The 17,495-nt window shown below is 67.1% G+C and carries 20 protein-coding genes; 15 read left to right on the forward strand and 5 right to left on the reverse strand.

Annotation, left to right across the window (positions count from 1 at the left end; all coding sequences use genetic code 11):
- Nucleotides 1-67: 67 nt before the first annotated feature.
- Complete coding sequence (locus ACO06P_RS18785; protein ID WP_420346752.1) at nt 68-2,896, forward strand: DEAD/DEAH box helicase family protein; 2,829 nt, start codon at nt 68-70, stop codon at nt 2,894-2,896.
- Between the two features lie 24 nt (nt 2,897-2,920).
- Here ACO06P_RS18785 and ACO06P_RS18790 read toward each other — a convergent pair whose 3' ends face one another.
- Together ACO06P_RS18790 and ACO06P_RS18795 are read right to left on the reverse strand one after the other, a co-directional pair.
- Entirely contained in the window at nt 2,921-3,394 is a 474-nt protein-coding gene (locus ACO06P_RS18790) for a DUF1203 domain-containing protein (protein WP_420346753.1), read from the reverse strand.
- A gap of 92 nt (nt 3,395-3,486) precedes the next feature.
- The gene (locus ACO06P_RS18795) at nt 3,487-4,062 is read right to left on the reverse strand and encodes a TetR/AcrR family transcriptional regulator (protein WP_420346754.1); all 576 of its coding nucleotides are present in this window, start codon (nt 4,060-4,062) and stop codon (nt 3,487-3,489) included.
- A gap of 192 nt (nt 4,063-4,254) precedes the next feature.
- Between ACO06P_RS18795 and ACO06P_RS18800 the strand changes: the two genes are divergently transcribed.
- From ACO06P_RS18800 to ACO06P_RS18860, 13 genes are all read left to right on the forward strand, one after another.
- Nucleotides 4,255-5,247, forward strand: coding sequence for a haloalkane dehalogenase (locus ACO06P_RS18800; RefSeq protein WP_421935136.1), 993 nt, complete (start codon nt 4,255-4,257; stop codon nt 5,245-5,247).
- A gap of 167 nt (nt 5,248-5,414) precedes the next feature.
- On the forward strand, nt 5,415-5,681 hold the full coding sequence (locus ACO06P_RS18805) for a hypothetical protein (protein WP_420346756.1): 267 nt from the start codon (nt 5,415-5,417) through the stop codon (nt 5,679-5,681).
- Between the two features lie 105 nt (nt 5,682-5,786).
- On the forward strand, nt 5,787-6,575 hold the full coding sequence (locus ACO06P_RS18810; protein WP_420346757.1) for an SDR family NAD(P)-dependent oxidoreductase: 789 nt from the start codon (nt 5,787-5,789) through the stop codon (nt 6,573-6,575).
- A 137-nt stretch (nt 6,576-6,712) separates the two neighbouring features.
- On the forward strand, nt 6,713-7,243 hold the full coding sequence (locus ACO06P_RS18815) for a sigma-70 family RNA polymerase sigma factor (RefSeq protein WP_420346758.1): 531 nt from the start codon (nt 6,713-6,715) through the stop codon (nt 7,241-7,243).
- An 8-nt stretch (nt 7,244-7,251) separates the two neighbouring features.
- Nucleotides 7,252-8,016 carry an anti-sigma factor family protein gene (locus ACO06P_RS18820; RefSeq protein WP_420346759.1) on the forward strand — a complete coding sequence of 255 codons (765 nt, stop codon included), beginning with the start codon at nt 7,252-7,254 and terminating at the stop codon, nt 8,014-8,016.
- A gap of 106 nt (nt 8,017-8,122) precedes the next feature.
- Complete coding sequence (locus tag ACO06P_RS18825) at nt 8,123-9,004, forward strand: alpha/beta hydrolase (protein WP_420346760.1); 882 nt, start codon at nt 8,123-8,125, stop codon at nt 9,002-9,004.
- A gap of 100 nt (nt 9,005-9,104) precedes the next feature.
- The gene (locus ACO06P_RS18830; protein WP_420346761.1) at nt 9,105-9,686 is read left to right on the forward strand and encodes a TetR/AcrR family transcriptional regulator; all 582 of its coding nucleotides are present in this window, start codon (nt 9,105-9,107) and stop codon (nt 9,684-9,686) included.
- 59 nt (nt 9,687-9,745) lie between these two features.
- Nucleotides 9,746-10,300, forward strand: a complete 555-nt coding sequence (locus ACO06P_RS18835) for a carboxymuconolactone decarboxylase family protein (protein WP_420346762.1) — start codon at nt 9,746-9,748, stop codon at nt 10,298-10,300.
- A gap of 33 nt (nt 10,301-10,333) precedes the next feature.
- The gene (locus tag ACO06P_RS18840; protein ID WP_420346763.1) at nt 10,334-10,750 is read left to right on the forward strand and encodes a hypothetical protein; all 417 of its coding nucleotides are present in this window, start codon (nt 10,334-10,336) and stop codon (nt 10,748-10,750) included.
- 37 nt (nt 10,751-10,787) lie between these two features.
- Complete coding sequence (locus tag ACO06P_RS18845; protein ID WP_420346764.1) at nt 10,788-11,525, forward strand: SDR family NAD(P)-dependent oxidoreductase; 738 nt, start codon at nt 10,788-10,790, stop codon at nt 11,523-11,525.
- Between the two features lie 30 nt (nt 11,526-11,555).
- Complete coding sequence (locus ACO06P_RS18850) at nt 11,556-12,287, forward strand: glutathione S-transferase family protein (RefSeq protein ID WP_420346765.1); 732 nt, start codon at nt 11,556-11,558, stop codon at nt 12,285-12,287.
- Between the two features lie 83 nt (nt 12,288-12,370).
- Nucleotides 12,371-13,093 carry a hypothetical protein gene (locus ACO06P_RS18855; RefSeq protein ID WP_420346766.1) on the forward strand — a complete coding sequence of 241 codons (723 nt, stop codon included), beginning with the start codon at nt 12,371-12,373 and terminating at the stop codon, nt 13,091-13,093.
- A 56-nt stretch (nt 13,094-13,149) separates the two neighbouring features.
- Nucleotides 13,150-13,587 (forward strand): nuclear transport factor 2 family protein, encoded by a 438-nt coding sequence (locus tag ACO06P_RS18860; protein ID WP_420346767.1) that lies wholly within the window; start codon nt 13,150-13,152, stop codon nt 13,585-13,587.
- 54 nt (nt 13,588-13,641) lie between these two features.
- Here the strand turns inward: ACO06P_RS18860 and ACO06P_RS18865 are convergent, their stop codons facing one another.
- The 3 genes from ACO06P_RS18865 to ACO06P_RS18875 are packed head-to-tail and all read right to left on the reverse strand — an operon-like array spanning nt 13,642 to nt 16,036.
- Nucleotides 13,642-14,532: a DMT family transporter gene (locus ACO06P_RS18865; protein WP_420346768.1), complete on the reverse strand. Its 891-nt coding sequence runs from the start codon at nt 14,530-14,532 to the stop codon at nt 13,642-13,644.
- Entirely contained in the window at nt 14,529-15,095 is a 567-nt protein-coding gene (locus tag ACO06P_RS18870; protein ID WP_420346769.1) for a TetR/AcrR family transcriptional regulator, read from the reverse strand. The genes ACO06P_RS18865 and ACO06P_RS18870 overlap by 4 nt, the downstream gene beginning before the upstream one ends.
- 44 nt (nt 15,096-15,139) lie before the next feature.
- Nucleotides 15,140-16,036 carry a transcriptional regulator GcvA gene (locus ACO06P_RS18875; protein ID WP_420346770.1) on the reverse strand — a complete coding sequence of 299 codons (897 nt, stop codon included), beginning with the start codon at nt 16,034-16,036 and terminating at the stop codon, nt 15,140-15,142.
- Between the two features lie 366 nt (nt 16,037-16,402).
- On the opposite strand from ACO06P_RS18875, the gene mgrA reads away from it, so the two are divergent.
- On the forward strand, nt 16,403-17,446 hold the full coding sequence (mgrA, locus tag ACO06P_RS18880) for an L-glyceraldehyde 3-phosphate reductase (RefSeq protein WP_420346771.1): 1,044 nt from the start codon (nt 16,403-16,405) through the stop codon (nt 17,444-17,446).
- Nucleotides 17,447-17,495: the final 49 nt, after the last annotated feature.

Raw genomic sequence — 17,495 nt, forward strand, 5'->3', positions numbered from 1 at the left:
GGTGCGGTCGCGCCCGACCCGATAGTCTCCTTCCCGGGGTGGGACCCATCGTTCCCGGGGGGACAGCGTGGACGCAGCCGCGGACCGACCGCAGACGGCCTTTCCCAGATTCCGCTTCACCGGCACCTGGCGCAGCTATCAGGCGCGGGTTCTGCATGAGCTGGAAGATCACCTGAATGATGCGCGGCTCAACATCGTGGCCGCGCCGGGTGCGGGCAAGACGGTGTTGGGCCTTGAGGTATTGCGCCGTCTCGGGCGCCCAACCCTCGTGCTTTCGCCGACCCGCGCCATTCGCGACCAATGGCTGCAGCGCCTGGAAGAACTCTTCGAACCGGAGAACGGCCCCTGGCCGTCGGGGCTCGGCAGCGACCTCTCGACACCGGGCTGGTTGACCTCGACAACCTATCAGGCGCTCCACGCCGCCCTGCGCGGCCTGCTGGAACCCGGGGACGAGGAGGACGACGAAGGGGAAGAGGTCGGCGAGCAGGAGGACAATGCCGCCGCCGCAACCTCCGGCGCTGCCGCCGGCGAAGCGCTGCTGGCGGCGCTGGAGGCCGCCGGCATCGAGACCCTGGTGCTTGACGAGGCCCACCATCTGCGCCGCGCCTGGTGGGAGAGTCTGCAGGAAGTCATCGGCTATCTGCGCGCGCGCAGGAAGGACTTTCATGTCGTCAGCCTGACGGCGACCCCGCCCTACGACGTCGAACAGGAGGAGTGGAACCGCTACGAGGAGGTCTGCGGACCCATCGACGCGGAGATCTCCATCCCGGAACTGGTGAAGCAGGGCGATCTCTGTCCGCATCAGGATTTCCTGCACTTCAACGTTGCCCGGGGCGCCGCCTTCGAAAGCCTGGAGGCCTTCGCCCGGGAGGCTGCAAGCGTGGCCGGGATCTGGGCGCAGGACCCGGAGGTGATCGGCTGGATCGAAAGCCACCCCTGGATTGCCGATCCGCAAGGCCATGAGGCCCGGATTCTGGCGAGGCCCGCCGCCTTTTGCGGACTGCTCTCGGTGTTGAAGGCCAACCGCCGTCCGCTGCCGCCCGCGGGGCCCTCAGTTCTGTGCTTGAACGACGAGGCGGTGCCGGCGCCGAGCCCAAGGCTCTTCGAGGAGCTGTTTCAGGAAATCCTCGGCGGCGAAGCGCCCTTCGACAGTCCCGACATCGCACAGCGCCTGAAGCGGGACCTGCAGTCCATCGGGGCGCTGTGGCGCGGCCGCGTACGCCTGCGCAAGCAGCAGGACCTTGTCCGTGCCCTGGCCGGCACCGCCGGCAAGCTCGACAGCATCGAGGCCATCGCCCGCGCCGAGTTCGCAGCGCTGGGCGAGGGGCTGCGCCTCGTCGTTCTGACCGACTACGTGCGCGCCGCGGCCCTGTCGCGCCCGGCGGACCGCTCAAGCGACAGCCTGGGGGCCGGGCCGATCCTGCGCCGCCTGGGGCAGGCCGGCCTGGCGCCCGAACTGCGCCCGGCGCTGATGACTGGAAGCTGGGTGGTGATCCCCGACGAGGTCACTCCGGCTCTCCACGCCGAAGCGGCGAGGCTGGGCTTCGCCGAGGGCGAGATCACCCTGAAGCCCATGCGTCATATTCCGGGCTGGTCGCGGGTTCTGGTGACGTCAGGCAAGGCTTCGCGCTGCCTGCGGGTCATCACTCATCTCTTCGAGGACGGGCATCTGCGCTGCCTCATCGGGACGGCGGCCTTGCTGGGCGAGGGCTGGGATGCGCCCTCGATCAACTCCCTGGTGCTGGCGACCTCGGTGAAGTCCTTCATGCTGTCCAACCAGATGCGCGGCCGGGCGATCCGGATCTCGAAGAGAGACCCGGACAAGGTCTCGGCCATCTGGCATCTGGCGACCATTCTGCCGCCCTTCTCGGACCTCTCGGCCGGTGAGAGCTCGCTTTGGGATCTGCTGTCGCTACAGAGCCAGGACCCGGCTGCACGGGGACGCCTCGATCTCAATCCCTTTGCGCTCGGGTTTGACGCTCTGGCGGTGTTTCGCCGCTTCAAGACTTTCGCCGGCGTCTCCCATTTCTCGCCGCCGGTCATCGAGTCGGGCATTCAGCGCCTCGGCATCGAAACCCGCAAATGGGATGAGGAGGCGGCGAGGGACTGGAACCGCACGATGACCGCCCGCGCCGCGGATCGCGGCTTTGTCGCCCGCGCCTGGGCCGAGGTCTTTTTCGACAAATCAGCAGTCGAGCGGCCGGCGGCCGGTGCCGTTCTGCCGCAGCCGCCAGGGCACCAGGGTCTTACGCGTTTCGGTGCGACCTGGATCCTCGCGGGCCTGATCGGTGCCGCTCTGCAGGTTCTGGTCTTCACCGCCGAGTTTCTGAGGCACGGCCTCGACACCTGGCTCATGATCGTTGGTGCCGGCTTCCTGCTGGTCGCCGCCTATCACAGCGGGGCGATCCTGCGCACGATCCGCGCCGGTTCTCCAATACGCTATCTCAGAGAGATTGGCCGCTGCGTGCTGGACGGTCTCAGTCGTGCCGATGCGCTCGACAAGCCCCGCAACGCCCTGGACGTGCACGTTGAGGAAAGCCTGGACCCGGGCACGCGCTACTGCCGTTTGGCCGGCGGCGGGCATCACGACGAGGTGGCTTTTGCCGATGCCATGGTGACCGTCTTCGAGCCCATCGCCAACCCTCGCTACCTGCTGATCCGCTATCACCGCCGCGGTTGGCTGAAGCAGATGGACTATCATGCCGTACCGGACGCGATCGCTGCGGACAAGGCCGCCCTGGAGGCATTCAGGCGGGCCTGGGAGAAACGCATCGGGCGCTGTGAGCTGGTCAACACGCGCAGCCGGGAGGGGCGGCTGATCCTGCTGCGCGCGCGCACCCAGGCCTATTCGGCGGGTTACCTGCGCAAGGCGGAACGCCGGCTGCGCTGGGAGTGAAGTTACGGTGGGAGTGAGCCGGCCTCAGCCCCGCTCGATCCGGAACTGGTAGCAGTTGTTGGTGGCGGAGCGGACGTGGATGTAGGCGATGTCCGGCCGCTCGAACAGCTTCGTCGAGACCGCCTCGATGTCCTGCGGGGCCACGGTCTGGCCGGTGCCGTAGACGATGCGGTCGTCCGTGCCGTAGCCGCGAACGAGTATCGCCTCGCGCGCCTTCAGATAGGACGGGACGCCGGCCGACTCCGGGTAACGCGCACAATCCTCCGCGTGAACGAAGAGCGGGCCGACCTCGGCGTAGGGCTGAAGGGCCGGGAAGGGGCGGTGCGCCAGCACCAGGAAAAGGTCGCCCTCGCGGATGTCCTGCAGGCAGTGGCGGCACTCATTGCCGCTGCCGTCGGATGTCTTGCGCTCCGGTGTCTGACCGTTGGCATCCGGGCCGCCGTTGCGCAGACTTTTCACCGTTTCGCTGTCCATGGCGACGAACTTCAGGGCGGACATTCCGAGGCTCCTTGGTATCTGTGACGACGCCAACTCTGCCCTGGGCCCCATCTCGGCTCTATCCGCTTCTTGCGGTCCTGGCGGCGGCAGGCTCACAAGAGGTTGGAGACCGACTGTGCAGCCAGCCTGGCCGTCGTTCTGGTCTGGCCGGGTGTGGCGCCGGCGCGGGCGCCCGCCGCCAGCCCGTCGCTCAGGGTGATCATGAACTGTGCCATTTCCTGAGCCGATCTTGAGTCGAGACCATAGTTCTGCAGCAGCGCGCGCAGGTGGTCCCGGGTTCCGCTGCGCTGCACCTCGGCGGCCTTGGCCAGGGCGGGGCGGGATTCCGCGCATTCGGAGGAGGTGTTCACCCGCAGGCAGCCGAGCGGCAGCTTGCGGTCGGTCAGGATCGCAGCCACTTCGGAGAAGTAACCTTCGACCATCTCCGCCGCCGAGGCGGCCCCTTCGAGCGCACCGATCACTCGTCCCTTGAACACCTCGGCGTAGCGTTCCAGCGCCTTCTCGTAGAGCGCGTCCTTGTCACCGAAGGCGGCATAGAGGCTGGGCTTGGAGAGGCCGGCCTCGTCGCAGATGTCGTCGAGCCGCGCCGCGGCATAGCCTTCGTTCCAGAAATGGCGCATCGCGATATCGAGCGCCGCTTCCGTATCGAAGGCTCTTGGTCTGCCCATTTCCGACGTCCTCCCTCTTGTCCCACTGGCGGTGCAGAGACACCACAAGAATATCATACTCGTCAGTAAGAAAAAACTTCCATCGGTCTCCTTTTTATGTACTCATCAGTACATAATTCTCGAAAATCTTCGAACATGAGGAGGTCAGCAATGAAAGATGGGGTGTCAGGATGGCGGTTGCGGGTTGGGACGATGGGCTCCCTGCTTGCGATGGCGTGCTTCTTTGCCGCCAGCGGCGATGCGTCCGGTCAGGCCGAAATCAGCCAGGCCGAAATCAGCGAGGCCGAAATCAGTCAGGCCGAAATCAGTCAGGCCGAAAAGCGCACCGTGGAACTGCCGGCCGCGCGCATGGCCTATGTCGAGGCCGGTGATCGTGAGGGCCGGCCGGTTCTCTTCCTGCACGGCATTCCGACCTCCAGCTATCTCTGGCGCAACGTCCTGCCGCTGGTGGCGGCGCCAGGCCGGCGGCTCATTGCCATCGACTTCGTCGGCTTCGGGGATTCGCAGGGCGAGGGCTTTGGGGTCGCCCAGCAGGCTGACCATCTTGCCGCCTTTGTCGAGCGCCTGGATCTCAAGGACGTGACCCTCGTGACCCATGACTGGGGCGCCGGCATCGGCCTGATCTGGGCGTCGCGCCACCCGGAGCGGTTGCGCGCCTTTGCCAGCATGGAGGGGGCGCTGCCGCCGGTCTACCCACGCCCCGATCTTGCCAGCTTCGGCAAGGCGGCGCCGCTTTTCACCCGCCTGCGCGATGCCGAGAGTGGCCCTCAGGCGGTGCTTGAGGACAACGTCTGGGTGGAAACCATCCTGCCGGCCTCGGTGATCAAGCCGCTGGGACCGGAAGCCTTTGCCGCCTACCGCGCGCCCTTTCCGACGCCCGAAAGCCGCCGGCCGATCCTCGACATGACCATGAGCCTGCCCATCGGTGGAGAGCCCGCGGCCGTGGTGGCTGCCTACGAGGAGGCGGCGGCCTGGTGGCTTGAGACCGGCCTGCCCAAACTCGTTCTCTATGCCGATCCCGGCCGTCTCCAGCCCAAGGCCCTGGCCGACTGGGCGGCGCAGAACCTGAAGAACGTGACGACGCAGCCGGTCGGCCCGGGTCTGCACTTCATCCAGGAGGACAGCCCGGAAGCGATCGGCCGCGCCCTGGATGCCTGGCTCGCCGGGCTGGAGCGGAATGGATGAGCGGGGCGATGGACCGGCCCGCCGCTGAGCGCGCGGCAGTCTCCACGGGCTTCCCCTGGCACCGTGTCGGCGCAGCCGCCTAGGTCCTCTGGGGCTTCTGGCATTTCCGCCCGGTCGCCCGCCTCTGGGAACTGGGCGGCGGGCTCGAGGGATCGGCCGGGCTGGGGTTGCGCCTGCAACAAGGGGCCTTCCACATCCTTTTCTTCGCGCTCTGCGCCATCGTGGTCGGCGCCTGGCTGAACTGGCGCAACAGCCGCGCCGGCTACTGGATCAATCTGCTGGCGATCGGCTGGACGGAAGTCGGGCTGTTCTGGCTGTTCATGCTGCCGGGGCACTTCCCCTGGCTGCCGAGCGGCTGGATCGGTCCGGCACTCTGGCTGGTCGCGGTCGTGGCGACCACTCTGGGGCTGCGGCTGCGTGCGGTGACCCCCTAGGCGTTCAGCTCCTCGCTCTCGGATAGGCGGTTGCAAAGGCAGAGCGAAGCCTGTTCCTTAGCGGCAGGGGTGAAAGCCAGGGGATGCAAGCAAGGGGAGGCGGGCTTGGCAGGGACGGCAAAGGACTTCACCGAGATGGCGGCCCTGGTGGTCGGCGGCACTTCGGGCATCGGTTTCGCCACGGCGGAAACGCTGCTGACCGCCGGGGTGCCGCGCCTGCGCGTGGTCGGCCGCAATCCGGAGCGCGCGGCGCTGGCCGTCGACGATCTGCGCCGGGTGAACGAGAAAGCCGATGTGGGCGCGCTGGTGCTGGATTGCAGCGAGGGCGCTGCGGCGGAGGAGATGACGGCTGCTGCCGCGCGCGGCATGGAGGGGATTGATCTGCTGGTCTGCTCGCCCGGCGGCAACACCCTGCCGGAGCTGCTGTTCCGCCAGCCCATCGCCCAGGTGAACGCCACCCTGCTGCAGGATCTGGCACCGACCCTGAACGCCTGCCGCGCGGTGCTGCCGGTGATGATGGAGGCCGGAAGCGGCTGTATCGTCACCGTGGCCTCCGACGCCGGCAAGGTGGCGACGCCGGGCGAGACGGTGATCGGTGCGGTCATGGCCGCTATCGTCCAGTTCACCCGCGGCCTGGCCGTCGAGGGCAAGCGCAACGGCATCCGCGCCAACGCCGTGACCCCCTCGCTCGTCGAGGGCACGGCGCTCACCGAGCGCTTGATGGCCGAAGGCACCTTCTCCAAGAAGCTTTTCGAGAAAGCGCGGCCTCTCGCCGGCCTCGGGCCGACCACGGCGCAGGACCTGGCCGATCTTATCGTGTTTCTCGCCAGCCCGGCGGCCGCCCGCATCACCGGACAGGCGATCTCCGTCAATGGCGGCATCAGCGCCGCCTGACGGTCCGGAAACGCCGCCAGCTCAAGCCTTTCGGACAGGCTTGAAATAAATCGGGCCGCGTCTGCGTAGGTGGGGGTAGGGCCGCCCGGACCGGGCCGCCCGCGAAACGAGATCCCTACTACGCTGATGGGCCCGTAATGGCGAGAGACCGAGCCGCCCTGATCGCGGAAATCCCGCATCTGCGGCGCTTTGCGCGCAGTCTGACGCGCGACCCCGATGCCGCCGACGACCTGGTGCAGAGTTGTCTGGAGCGCGCCCTGTCGCGCTTTCACCTCTGGCGGCCGGAGCGCCGGCTGCGGCCCTGGCTCTTCACCATGCTGCGCAACCTCCACGTCGATACGGTGCGCCATCGTTCCGCGGCCCTGGCGCGCGAACAGCGCAGCGCCGCGGTGGTGCCGCTCAGCCAGCGGCCCGGGCAGGAAGACAGCCTGACGGCACGGCGGGTGCTGGAGGCCATCGACCGCTTGCCCGCGGACCAGCGCGACGCGGTGTTGATGGTCTGCGTCAACGATCTCACCTACGGGCAGGCGGCGGCAGTGCTGGACATTCCTCAGGGCACCCTGATGTCGCGCCTCCACCGCGGCCGCGCGCGGCTGCGCGAAAGCCTGGGTCTGGCGGAGCGCCGCCCCGGACCCGGCGGCCTGAAACCCCTTCGGCGCGTGAAGTGATGGCCGCCATGACCGAACTCCGCCGTTCCGTGACCACCGAGGATCTGCACGCCTATGCCGACGGCAAGCTGCCGCCGGAGCGGGCCGAAGCGGTGGAAACCTACCTGCTGGACCATCCGGAGTGTGCGGCGGAGGTCGAGGACTACCGGCGCATCAACCGGGCATTGGGGGAGGCCTTTGACGGGGTTCTGGACGAACCGTTGCCTGCCGCCCAGGTCGCCGTCGTGCAAAGCCGTCCGCGCCGGCTGACCGCTCCCCTGATGGCCGCGGCAGCGGGCCTGCTGCTCGGTATCGGGTTGACCTGGTCAGTGCAGACGCTTGGTCTGGGGTCTTCCACTGCGCTCAGCCAGATCGCCGAAACCTCGGCGGCTGCTTATGGCGTCTACGCGCCGGAGGTTCGCCATCCGGTTGAGGTCGGCGCAGCCGAAACAGCCCACCTCTCCGCCTGGCTGTCGAACCGCATGGGCATGAGTTTTCGCATTCCGCGCCTCGGCGACCTCGGATTCGAACTGGTCGGCGGACGCCTGATGATGGGCGATCGCAGCCCGGCCGCCCTCCTGATGTACGAGAACGCCGAAGGACGGCGTCTGGTGCTCTATGTCCGCAACGACCTGGCGCCAGGCGGGGCCGCTGCGCCGCGCTATGCCCGTGCGCACGACACCGGCGTCGTTACCTGGATCAGCGGCGAGACCGGCTACGGGCTTGCCGGCGGCTTCAGCGAAGACGAACTTCTGCCTGCCGCCCGGCTGGTGCAGGCGCAACTCTCGTCCTAGAGCGGATTCGCCGCAATGACGGAGCGGAACAGCAGATTTCAATCCGCCGGAATCTGCTCTAGGGTGTCGCCGCCGCAGCACAGGAGACAGATCGGGGCAGGCCGCCATGTCCGAGATCGGACTATTGATTGCAGAGCCGGCGCGCCGGGACTCGATCCTGCTTTCGGACGGGCGCCGGCTGGCGTGGTCGGAGTGGGGCGAAGAGACGGCACGGCCGGTCCTCTTCTGCACCGGGGCGGCGATGAGCGGTTCGCTGGGGTTCGGCTTTGCGGCGCTGCGCGACTGCGGCCTGCGGCTGCTGAGCATCGACCGGCCGGGCCTCGGCGCCTCTGACCCGGACGCGAACAAGACACTGACCACCTGGGCCGCCGACATGCGCGAAGTCATCGCCGCCCGGTCCCTGGAACGGCCGCTGGCTGTCGGCTTCTCCCAGGGCGCGCCCTACGCCTTTGCCCTGGCTGCGGAAGGTCTGGTGACGGCGGTTGCCGTGGTCTCCGGGCAGGACGAACTGGCGCATCCCGCCCTGCGCGACAAGCTGGAGCCCGAGGTGGCCGCCATGGTCGCTGCCGCAGCAGGGGACCCCAGCGGCCTGATCCGCGGATTTGAGCAGATCGCAAACGCCGAGGCCTTCTGGCAGATGGTGATGGCCATGAGCGCTGCGAGCGACCGCACCGTCTACAAAGGCCCGGGATTTGCCGCCGCCTACCGCCGCAGTCTTGAAGAGGGATTTGCGCAAGGCCCGGCGGGATATCTGCGCGACCTCGTGATTGCGCTGCAGCCCTGGCCCTTTGCCCTGGAGGCGATCGAGCAGCCGGTTGATCTCTGGTACGGCGCGCTGGATACCAGTCCGGTCCATGCGCCGGATGGCGGCCGCAGTCTGTCCGAGCGTCTGCCCCGGGCAACCCTCACCATCGAGCCGGCGCAGGGCGCCGCCCTGCTCTGGACCAGAACCGCAGATGTCCTTGCCCGCCTCTGCAGCCACCCCTGATTCCGCGCGGGCTTTGTCCCCGCCCTTGCTTCCCGCCTTGACTTCCTCTTTGAGGGTTCTTAAATAATTTCATATCGATTGATATGGAATGGAGCCCGCAGTGGCGCGACCCAAGGAATTCGAGCCGGAAGAAGCCCTGGAAAAGGCCATGCACCAGTTCTGGGCCAAGGGCTATCACGACACTTCGATCCGCGACCTTGTCGACCGCACGGGGGTGAACTACTACGGCCTCTATGGCGAGTTCGACAGCAAGCACGGGCTGTTCCTGGCCGCCCTGGATCATTATCGGAAGACCATCACCGCCGAGGCACTGCGCGAGCTGAAGAAGCCCGGTCCGATGTTTCAGGCTATCGTGAGGACCTTTGTGCGTCTCAGTGAAAGCACCCGCACGGAGGATGGGCGCGTCGGCTGTCTGATGTGCAACACGGCAGTGGAGATGGCGCCCGGCGATGCCGAGGCGGCGGCGAAGGTAAAGGCGCACACCAAGCTGCTGCAGGACGCCTTTCGCGCCAGGCTGGCCGAGGGGCAGGCCGCCGGGGAACTGGCGGCGGACAAGGACCTGACCGCCCTGGCCGAGTTTCTGGCCGCCACGGTCTACAGCGCCGGCCTTCTCACGCGCTCGGGATTCAGCGAGGCCCATGTCCGGCGCTACGTTCGCACAGCGCTTACTGTGCTGAGTTAAATTTTTTTGGCCTATTTCATATCGAACGATATGAAATTTACAACAAGAGGAGATCTGCCGTGCCGACCCTGAGCTACGCGAAAGACTTTCAAGGCGTCGCCGATGTTTTCCTGCGCGACCCCGGGCGCTATGCACCGCTGCTGCAGTTCATCGAGTCGGTCATGGCCGGCGAGTCCGACCTGACCAAGGCGGAGCGCGAGATGATCGCCGCTTATGTCTCCAAGCTGAACGGCTGCGACTTCTGCCTCGGCGCCCACAAGTGGACCCTGGTGGCGCTGGATGTCGATCCTGAGACCATCGAGACCGTGGAGGCGGGGCCTGAAGCCGAGCAGGTCGACGAGAGGTTGCGCCCCCTGCTGCGCTTCGCCGGCAATCTGACCCGGAGCCCGGAATCGGTCGGCCAGGGCGATATCGACGCATTGCTGGCAGCCGGATGGTCGGAGCAGGCGGTGGAAGACACCATTAACGTGGCGTCCCTCTTCAACTACGTGAACCGCCTGGTCGACGCCTTCGGGATCAAGGGCAGCGAAAGCTACTTCAAGCAGGTCGGCCGCGCCCTGGCGACCCAGGGCTATGAGCCGCTGATTCGCTCGGCCCTGAAAAAGGCGAGCTGACCAGACCCCATCGCAAGCGAGAGGAGAAAGGATATGACCGATACCCTGGCATGGCAGGTCCGCGGCGAGAGCTTTCAGGACGGCAGCCGCCTGGACGACTGGGTGAAGATCGAAGAGAGCGGGGTCTGGCACTGGCAGTACGACACCCACGAGCTGACCTTCGACATCTACGAACACGACGGCCAGTACTGGAAGCTCTACCGCGCCCGCTTTGTGCAGGATGGCGCCACCGAGTACGCCTATGGCTTCGGTGGCCAGGCCTGCCGCATGGCGCTGGTGGAGTACAAGCAGCGGGGCCGTTCGCCGCATTCCTCCAAACTGATGCAGCAAGGCGACCGCGAGTGGGTGCGCACCTATGAGGTCGACGAAGCCCAGCACAAGGTGCTCAAAGCCGGCCGCCGCGATGCCAAGTACGGCGCGCCCTACGGCCCCAAACAAGCAGCCGCGTAGACACCACACTGCGCGGGTAGAGAGGAGAGGAAACGTCATGTCCAAGCCGCTCGTTCTCATCACCGGCGTCGGCGACACCACCGGCGCCGCCCTGGTCCGGCGCTTTGCCGCGGGCGGCTATCGCATCGCGATGATCGCGCGTAACGCGCAGCGGCTGGCCGCGCTCGAGGAAGAGGTCGAGGACGCCAAGGCCTTTGTCTGCGACATCGGCGATCTCGACGCGCTCACCGACACCCTGGCCAAGATCAAGGCCCAGATGGGCAAGCCGGCAGTGCTGGTGCACAATGCGGTCGCCCATACCTTCGATACCTTTCTCGACGCGGACCCGCGGGATCTGGAACGGAACTTCCGGGTCAACACCACCGCGCTGCTCTACCTCGCCCGCGCGCTTGTGCCCGACATGATCGAGGCGGGACAGGGCGCCATCATGGTGACGGGCAACACGGCCTCCCACCGCGGGGTGGCGAACTACGCGCTCTTTGCGCCGACCAAGGCCGCCCAGCGCATCCTCGCGGAATCCCTGGCACGCGATCTCGGGCCCAAGGGCATTCACGTCGGCTACGTCACCATCGACGCCGCCATCGATGTCACCTGGCTCGGCAGCGAAGAAGAGCGTCCGTCCTGGCTGAAACCGCCGGCGGGCTGGCCCTGGCCGCGCGAAGACTACTACGCCAAGCCCGATGCCATCGCCGAAGAGGTCTACCACCTGGCGCATCAGGACCGCTCCACCTGGACCTTCGATCTCGTGATCCGTCCCTTCGCCGAGAAGTGGTGAGAGTAAGCGCTTGGCAGGGAGGCAGTGGCTATGACTGCGGACATTCACCTCTACACGGCGCCGACCCAGAACGGCTGGAAGGTCTCGATTCTGTTGGAAGAGCTCGGCATTCCCTACAACGTGACCCCGGTACGCTTTGACCGGCGCGATCAGAAGAGCAGTTGGTTCCTCAACATCAACCCCAATGGGCGCATCCCGGCAATTGTCGATCACGGCAATGACGGTTTCACGCTCTTCGAGTCCGGCGCCATCCTTTGGTATCTGGCTGAGAGACAAGGGGCCATGCTGCCGCGCGACCCCAACGGCCGCGCCGAGGCTCTGCAATGGCTGATGTTCCAGATGAGTGGGATCGGCCCGATGATGGGCCAGGCGATGTTCTTTCAGCGCATCGCCGTGCCAAACGGTGTGACAGACGACTTCGCCATTGCTCGTTATCAGCGGGAGTCCAGCCGCCTGCTGAAGGTCCTCGACCGCCGTCTTCAGGACCGGCCTTACCTGATGGGCGACGACTACTCGATCATCGATGTCGCCTGCTACCCCTACGTGCGCTCCTATCCCTGGGCGGGACTCACCATCGCCGGTCTTGATCACCTCGCCCGCTGGCTCGACCGGCTCGACGCGAGGCCGGCTGTTCGAAGGGGCGTCGCGGTTCCGATGGCCGTTCCAGCGATGTTCGGGGAGGGCGACCTGACGGCAGCGGAGACGGCCAACGCCGCGCGCTTTGCCGCGGATGTCGCGCCGCCGCCTTCCGCGGCACGGTAAGTCAGAGATCCGATCCGCCTTTGCAAGAAGGGGCCGAGCGCCCGTTTCCTTTCACTTTCTGGACCGAAGCCATGCAACTCTCCATGACCCCCGTCCTCCTGGCCGTCGAGCTGGGATTTCTGTTCTTCCTGGCCCGGCGCTGCGAACGCCGCGCGGGCGTGCCGGTCGTCATGGCGCCGGTCTACCTCTTCCTGGTCTGGGTGACTGCCTACGCCATTCTCACAAGCGTCCTCGGCGCCTATGGGCTTTACGTCAGCGAGGCCATGCTGCGGCTCTACCCGGCCTTCTGGCTGCAGCTCGTCACCGTCGCCGTCTGCGTCCTGCCCCTGGTCTTGTTTGCCCAGGTCCGCGCCGGCATGCGGCGGATCGTCGACGTGACGCCGCTGCATTGGTTTGCCTGGTTTCATGCCATCAGGATCACCGCCCTCGGCACTGCGGCGAAGACGGCGTCGGGAGAGTTCCCACTCTACTTCGAGCTTCTGGTGGGTCTGCCGGATCTGGCCTTCGGGCTCTCCGCCCTCTGGGTCGCGCACCTGCTGAAGCACGAGCGCATGGGCGCGCGGGGCTTTCTCTGGTGGAACCTGCTCGGCGCCCTGATCATCGTGCCCTCGGCACCGGTCCTGATCCAACTCGGCCTGCCCGGGCCGCTGCAGGTCTTTACCGCCCTGCCGGACGCGCGGGCGGTGATGACCTACCCGATGTCCATCGCCCCGATGATCGGCGTGCCGCTCTTCGTTCTGGTCAACCTCTGGGTCGCGTGGCGGCTCTGGGAACGGCAAAGAGCGCCGGCGGCGGCAGCGGAATAATCCCTGTCGGCAGATCGTAGGTGAGGTGCCGCATGTCCAAACCGGAGTGATCTCTGATGCTGCCATCCCGCCTTTTCTCCGTCCCCGGCCTCGTTCTTCTGGCCGGCTGCGTGTCCGGCCCGGCCGCCGCCGAAACAGCGACCGAGCGTGCCGCGGCCCACTTCGATGCCATCGCCCAGGGCCGGGTGGCGGCGGTGACCGCCGCCTACACGGAAGCCAGCACCTTTCAGTGGGTCGGCGGCCCCCTGGACGGGGCCTATACCGGCAAGGCCGCCATTGCCGAGGTCTGGCGCAAGTTCACCGGCGCCCAGGGCCCGTTGGATGTGGAAGTGATCGCCATCGCCGAAAACGCCAACCCGAAGGGCGCGACGGTCACCGCCGACGTGAAATTCCTGGGCAAGAAGACCATTCCCGTGCGCTACGTCCTGACCTATCGGGGCGAGGCTTTGGTCAGCGAGATCTGGCAGATCGATCCCAAGCTGGGCCAGTACTGACCCGCTGGAGCGGGGGCGGCTTCGGGAGACCGGTCCTCCCGCTCCCGTCGGCGCTCAGCCCTGCGGGCAGTCCGCGGCCGCGGGCCGGCGCTGCGCGGCGAGACCGACGCCGAGCAGGCAAAGGGCGAAGCCGGCGATACCGGCGAGGGTGAGGGCTTCGCCGAACATCGCCCAGGCCCAGACCATGGTGACCGGCGGCGTCAGGTAGATCAGGCTCGCCACCCGCGTGGCCGTCGTGCGCCTCAGGCAGAGCCAGTACAGCCCATAGCCGCCGAGCGTCGAGAACAGGATGAACCAGACGACCGCCAGGCCAAAGGCCGGCTCCAGCGGCGGCCAGAAGTTGCCCTCAAGGAGAGTCAGGATCAGGAAGCCGGGTGTGGCGACGATGCAGTGCACGGCGAGGGCGGGCAGCATCGGTGTGGTGTCCTGCCGCGCCTTGGCATAGAGCGTCGCGCCGACCAGACTTGCCATGCCCAGCAGGCAGAGGCCGTAGGTCCAGGCCGGGGCATTGCCTGGGTCGCCGCCGACGGCCAGCGCGACCCCGGCAAAGCCGAGCAGCAGACCGAACCATTGGCGCCCTCTCACGCTTTCGCCGAGCACAGGGCCGGCCAGAGCAGCGGTCGTGAGGGGCTGCAGGGCGCCGATCAGGGCCGCGAGACCGGCGGGCACGCCCAGTTCGATCGCCTTCAGTCCGGCTGCCAGATAGACGAACATGCCGAAGAAGCCGATGACCGCCTGCCGGCGCAGTTGCAAAGCGGTGACGCCGCTGCGGGTGGCCTGTCGTACGAAAGGTGCCAGCAGCAGGCTTGCGATCAGGAAGCGCCAGAACAGGACCAGAAAGACCCCGGGGGTGTCCGCGGAGAGCTTGCCGCCGATGAAGCCTGAGCTCCAGGCGACGACCATGGCCGCCTCCAGCAGCAGCGTCACCAGGACGGCGCGTTTCATCCTCGGCGCCGGGCAGGAGCAGGGGCGGCGCTCTCAGTCAAGAGATCTGCCGCCGCATCGCGCGCCTGTGTGATGGCGGGCCTGTTCCCAAGCAGGCTGCAGGCCGCGACCGCGCCCTCGAGCAAAAGAAAAACGCGCGGCGCCAGCCGCCGCGCCTCCGCCGCGTCCCAGCCGCCTTCGCGCATCCGTTTGCGGCAGAGCGCGAGGTAGTCCTTTTTGTGCTTGCGCACGCGCGCAGCGATTGCCGGCTCGTCCGGGTGTGCGGCTGCAGCGCGCAGAAAGAGGCAGCCGTTGTCGGTACCGCCCTTCTCCTCGGCCCAACTCAACAGGCCGTCGAACAGGCTCAAGACCCTGTCCTTCTCCTCCGTCTGCGCGGCAAATTCTTCGAGCCGTGCGAAAAAGGCGGCTTCCCGATAGTCGAGCACGGCGACCACCAGTCCGGCTTTCCCGCCGAAGTGACGATAGAGGGTGCCGAGGGCGACACCGGCCTCTTCCACGACGCGGTCGATCCCGGTCGCGGCGAAGCCTTCTTCGTAGAACAGCCGGTCGGCCGTCGCCGTCAAAGCGTCACGCTTCTTGCTCACGGAGCATAAATAGAACGATCGTTCTAGTTCGTCAAGTCGGCCGCTTTCGCTTCCTCCTGCAGCCATGTGCAGAAGGCCTGGACCTTCGGCCGGGCGAGCGCGCCCGGCGGCGTTACGATGTAGTAGGCCGACTCGCTGGGGACCCGCAGGTCGAAGGGCTCCACCAGGCGCCCCGCCGCCAGGTCGTCGGCTACCAGGACGCGTTGGCCGAGAGCGATGCCATGCCCTTCGACGGCAGCCTGCATCATCAGGCCGGCGTCGCTGAACTGCGGTCCGCGGCGCTGCGCAAGCTGCTCCAGCCCGGCGGCCTCCAGCCACTTGATCCAATCGGGAAAGACCAGCCGCAGCATGGTGTGGTGTTGCAGGTCTTCGGGCTTGCGCAGGGGCTGGCGCCCGCGCAGCAGCGCCGGGCTGCAGACCGGGAACAGCTCGGTTGTCATCAGCAGCGTGGCGGAGACGCCCGGCCAGCGTCCGCTGCCGAAGCGCACCGCCACGTCGATGTCATCTGCGGCGAAGTTGGTGAGCGCGTTGGAGGTGGAGAGTCGGACGTCCAGGTCGGGCTGCCCGGCCTGCAGGCGGGCCAGGCGCTGGACCAGCCACTTGGCGGCAAAGGACGGCGTGGTGGCGACGGTCAGGCGGCCGCCGTGATCGGCGCTGCGCACCTGGCTGGTGGCGCTGGCGATCTGGTCGAGGGCAGGGCCGAGGGCCTGGGCGTAGTCGCGGCCGGCGGCGGTCAGCGTGATGCCCCGGGCCTGCCGCAGGAAAAGGCTGACGTCGAGCTGCTGTTCCAGGTGGCGCACCTGTTGGCTGACAGCGGCCGGGGTGATGTTCAGCTCGGCGGCGGCCTGGGTAAAGCTGCCGTGGCGGGCGGCGGCTTCGAAGGCGCGCATGGCGATCAGGGGGGGCAGGTCACGCGGCAAGGCCCGGTCTCGCTGTGAAGTTTCCCTATTAAGTTCGACTTAGTCTCGGCTTAGTTCTTTTCGTTTGTCAAGACGGCGGTCCGGCGGCATGGTCCAGCCACACTCCCCAAGTGAGTGGCTGCCTTTTCACCCATCAGAGGCAGTTACTGTCCAAGGATCCGCGTGACGGCAAGCACCGCCCTTCGCTTCGCCGTCACGCGGATTTTTTGGTTTGGGAGGCAGGCGTTCGGGGGCCTTGCCGAAGCGCCGGCCCTCTTGCCCTTGACACTAAGTTGTACTTTAACAATCCTAAGCCTTGGCTGCAGCGCCGCCGCTGCGCGGTTCGTGCCGATCCCCCGCCCGCCCCAACCCCTGGAGGCTCCCGCCATGTCTGACACCATTCCCTACGTTGCCCGCGACCAACGCTATGACGGCATGACCTTCCGGCGCTGCGGCCACAGCGGCCTCGACCTGCCGGCGATCTCTCTGGGGCTGTGGCACAACTTCGGCGGTGACAGGCCCTATGAGAACGGCCGCGCGATCTGCCGGCGCGCCTTCGACCTCGGCATCACCCACTTCGATCTCGCCAACAACTACGGGCCGCCGCCGGGCTCGGCCGAAGCCAACTTCGGGCGCATGCTGGCGCGCGACTTCGCGCCCTACCGCGACGAGCTCATCATCTCGACCAAGGCCGGCTACGACATGTGGCCCGGCCCCTACGGCATCTGGGGCAGCCGCAAGTATCTGACGGCCAGCCTCGATCAGAGCCTCAAGCGCATGGGGCTCGACTACGTCGACATCTTCTATTCCCACCGCTTCGATCCCAACACGCCGCTGGAAGAAACCATGGGCGCGCTCGACGCCGCGGTGCGCCAGGGCAAGGCGCTCTACGTCGGCATCTCCTCCTATGGGCCGCAGAAGACCCGAGAGGCGGCGAAGATCCTGCGCGACCTTGGCACGCCCTGCCTGATTCACCAGCCGAGCTACTCCATGCTGAACCGCTGGATCGAGAACGAGGGCCTGCTCGACGTCCTTGACGACGCGGGCATCGGCTGCATCGCCTTTTCACCGCTGGCCCAGGGCATGCTGAGCAGCAAGTATCTGAAGGAGGTGCCGCAGGACAGCCGCGCCGCCGCCGACAAGTCTCTGCGCCCGGACTTCATCTCGGAGGACAACCTCGCCAAGATCCGCGGCCTCAACGAGATCGCCCAGCGCCGCGGCCAGAGCCTGGCCCAGATGGCGATCGCCTGGGTGCTGCGCGACCGGCGGGTCACCTCGGCCCTGATCGGCGCCAGCCGGGTGGAGCAGGTGGAGGACTGTGTGGCCGCCCTCGACCACCTGACCTTCACCGAGGCCGAACTGTCCGAGATCGATTCCTTTGCGACCGAGAGCGGGCTCAATCTCTGGGCCGCGTCCAGCGCGCACGGGTGACTCGCAGTCAGGAACAATCATCCCTCGCGCACATAGTGGTCACTCGCGA

The organism is Pelagibius sp., from assembly GCF_965227505.1.
Classification (GTDB): Bacteria; Pseudomonadota; Alphaproteobacteria; order Kiloniellales; family Kiloniellaceae; genus Pelagibius.